General features: G+C 71.6%; 3 protein-coding genes. All 3 read right to left on the bottom strand.

Translation table 11 applies throughout. The features are described 5' to 3' along the window. Positions 1 to 263, bottom strand: a 263-nt coding sequence (locus VA603_RS00650; RefSeq protein WP_323437635.1) for a GTP cyclohydrolase I, incomplete at its 3' end; no start/stop codon positions are given. 123 nt (positions 264 to 386) lie between these two features. Then, positions 387 to 914 carry a DUF3828 domain-containing protein gene (locus VA603_RS00645; protein ID WP_323437634.1) on the bottom strand — a complete coding sequence of 176 codons (528 nt, stop codon included), beginning with the start codon at positions 912 to 914 and terminating at the stop codon, positions 387 to 389. A gap of 105 nt (positions 915 to 1,019) precedes the next feature. Next, positions 1,020 to 3,041 (bottom strand): exodeoxyribonuclease V subunit alpha, encoded by a 2,022-nt coding sequence (gene recD, locus VA603_RS00640; protein WP_323437633.1) that lies wholly within the window; start codon positions 3,039 to 3,041, stop codon positions 1,020 to 1,022. Positions 3,042 to 3,179: the final 138 nt, after the last annotated feature.

The following is a 3,179-nucleotide window of genomic DNA, read 5'->3' as shown; positions in this document are numbered from 1 at the left end:
TGGTGCTCGCAGTGGCTTTCGTACTCGATGTCGCGCAGCACGATCATCTCGTCGTAGCCGGCCACTTCCTCGAAGGTACGTGCCAGGTACTCGCGCGGGTCGTCCTGGTAGCCCTTGAACCAGTCGCCGTAGGCCTCGGCCACCCGACGCGGGGTATCCAGCAGGCCTTCGCGGGCGGGATCTTCACCGGCCCAGCGCAGCAGGGTGCGCACGGCGTCTTCGGCCTGGGCCTGGGTGACGGGCGGGTTCTTGGAATCGGTCATTACAGACAGCGCTTGGATTACGGGGTGGACATGCTACCAGCCGGGCCCCGGAGGGGGCAGCACGGCGGGTTCACGGGGGCGGGGGCCTCCCTGTTCATGGCCTGCGTTCAGGTTCAGCCGCCCTCAGGGCCGCTGCCGGGCCGTTTCGGTATCCCGCTCCAGCGCCTTCAGCAGGCTGGGTTCGGCCGAGCTGGCGATATCGGCGATGCGCCACTGGCCCTGCGAACGGCTGAGGGTGAGGTCCAGTGCCAGCGGTGCGACTGGATCGGCCAGATGGGCGGTGGCACGCAGCCGGCCGCCGTCCAGCGGGGTGAGGGTGAAGGCCAGCTGGCGCAGGTCCTGCGCGGTGTCCTGGCATTGGCACAGCGGGTCGGCGTCGAGGTAGCCGACCTCGCCGTCATTGGCCTGGCTGTTGGCCTCCATCGCCGCCAGCAGCGCCGGGGCGTAGACCTGGTCGTCGGGCAGCACGTCCTCCAGCGGCACGTCCGGGTAGTACGTGGCGTAGACGTGGGCCAGGAAGGCGCGGGCCTGGTCGAGGTCGGCGGCAGTACCCGCGGCGGCGGGCGCGGCTGCCGGTTGCGGGGCGTTGGCCGGCGGGGCGTTGCAGCCGGCCAGGGCCAGGGCGAGGGCCCACGTCCATGTGTTCTTCATCGTGCGGTCCTGATGGGTGGGGATGGCTTGGCGGGAGCTTACCCCTCCCCGCCCTCCCCTGCGCCTTCGGCGCCAGGGAGGGGGCGGTTCATGCGGCCGGGTCAATCACGCTGGAGCAGCTCCGACCAGCAACCGCTCCGCTAGGCCCGACCAGCGGCTGGCATGCCGGGCCAGGGCCGCCTCGATCACCTCGGCGCTGCCGGACAGGTGCAGCCCATGCCGGGCACGGGTGATGCCGGTGTACAGCAGCTCGCGGCTGAGCACGCGGTTGTCGCGGCGTGGCAGCTGCAACCAGACCTGGTCGAACTCCGAGCCCTGCGCCTTGTGCACGGTCATCGCGAAGGCACTCTCGTGCGCTGGCAAGGCGGCCGGGTGGAAGGCGCGCGGCGAGTACGGATCATCGCCGGGGAACCAGGCGGTGGTGCCACGGCTGCCGCCATCGCTCAGGCAGATGCCGATGTCGCCGTTGAACAGACGGTGGCGGTAGCTGTTCTCGGTGATGATCAACATCCGCCCATGGAAGTAACCCGGCCCGGCACTGCCGCGGCGGGACGCGCCCGCCAGGCGTTCCTCGATGCGCGCGTTGAGGCCACGCGCGCCCTGCGGGCCTTCGCGCACCGCGGTGAGCAGGCGCAGGCGGCCGGTCAGGGCCAGCGCCTCGGCCGGGCTGCTGGCGGTGGCCAGGGACTCCCAGTACTGCTGCAGCGGACCCCGCCACGCCGCCAGCGGATCAACCTCGCCTTCATGGAAGTGCACGCCGGCCAGGGTCTTCCCGCGCAGCAGTGCCAGCGCCTGTGCGGCATCGCCCTCGCGCATCGCGGTGGCCAGCGGTGCCAGCTGCAGGGCATCGCTCTGGCGATAACCGCGTTGCAGCTGCACGCGGGCACCGGCGAAGGCGTTCGGGGTGGTTTCGATGGCCTCGGTGGGCAGGCTGCCGAGCAGTGGCTGCAGCGCATGCGCATCGGCCGCGGCGATGCGCTGGCCGTCGCCGGCAGCGCGCAGGATGGCGCTGAGCACGTCACCGGCTTCCACCGATGGCAGCTGGTCGGGATCACCCAGCAGCACCAGCCGGGTGCCGTCGGCCACTGCTTCGACCAGCTTGGTCATCAGCGGCAGGTCGATCATCGAGGCCTCGTCGACCACCACCACCTCGTACGGCAGCGGGTTGTCGGCGTGGTGGCGGAAACGCGGCGAATCGGGAATCACGCCGAGCAGGCGATGCAGGGTGGTGCCGGTGGTCGGCAACTGCTCGCACAAGGCGGCATCGACACCGGCACCGGGCAACACCTGCAGGGCGTTGCGCAGGCTTTCGGCCATGCGTTCGGCGGCGCGGCCGGTCGGGGCGGCCAGGGCCACGCGCGGCGCCGGCTTGCCTTCGGCCTGGGCCTGCGCGGCCAGCAGCACCAGCAGGCGGGTGATGGTGGTGGTCTTGCCGGTGCCCGGGCCACCGGTGACCAGCAGCAGGTTGTGGCGCAGGGCGACGGCGGCGGCACGGGCCTGGAGGTTGCCGGCGAGGGGTTTGTTGCCCTCATCCGCCCTTCGGGCACCTTCTCCCGCTTGCGGGAGAAGGGAGGACTGACGCTCAACGTGCTGCGCTTGGCGCCCTCTCCCGCCTGCGGGAGAGGGCTGGGGTGAGGGCATCCCAAACAAATCCCCCTGCGTTGCCACCAACGGCAGCACCTCGCCCGGGAACAACCGCGTGAACAGCGCCGCCACACCGCCCAGCGCCGCCAAGGGCGGGCGCACGCCACCGATCCGTTGCAGCCCCAGCGCCAGGCGCCGCTCGTACTCGCGGTAACGCCGCAGGTAGAGCAGGCCGTTCTCCCAGACCAGCAGCGACTGCGCGCTGGCCTCGCGCGCATCGGCCGTCGACACGATCCACGGCGAGGCCGCCAACTGTGCGCTCCACTGCGCCGGGTCCGGCCACTCCACGCCCACGTCGACCAGCCGCTGCGGCTGGCGTGGATCGAAGCCGGCATGGCCCTGCGATATCGCCAGCGATGCCAGCGCGGCGGCGGCCAGCACCGCATCCGGTGTGTCCGGGTCCAGCCGGCGCAGGCTCTGCGCCAGTGCGTGGTCCAGCGCGCGCAGGGCACCGGCGTTGTTCAAGGCCTTGAGCAGGCTCATGCCTCGCCCTCCAGGCGCGCCAACAGCGCCGCATGGCCTTCGCGGCCACCGGCAAACAGTTCATCCACCGCATGCACCAGTTCCGGCGCGAAACGGTGCGCGTACAACCCCGGCGACGGCGTGCGGCTGGCGTCCAGG

It is taken from the genome of Stenotrophomonas capsici, assembly GCF_034961085.1.
GTDB classification, from domain to species: Bacteria; Pseudomonadota; Gammaproteobacteria; order Xanthomonadales; family Xanthomonadaceae; genus Stenotrophomonas; species Stenotrophomonas capsici.
This window is presented reverse-complemented; position numbering and strand designations above follow the sequence as displayed.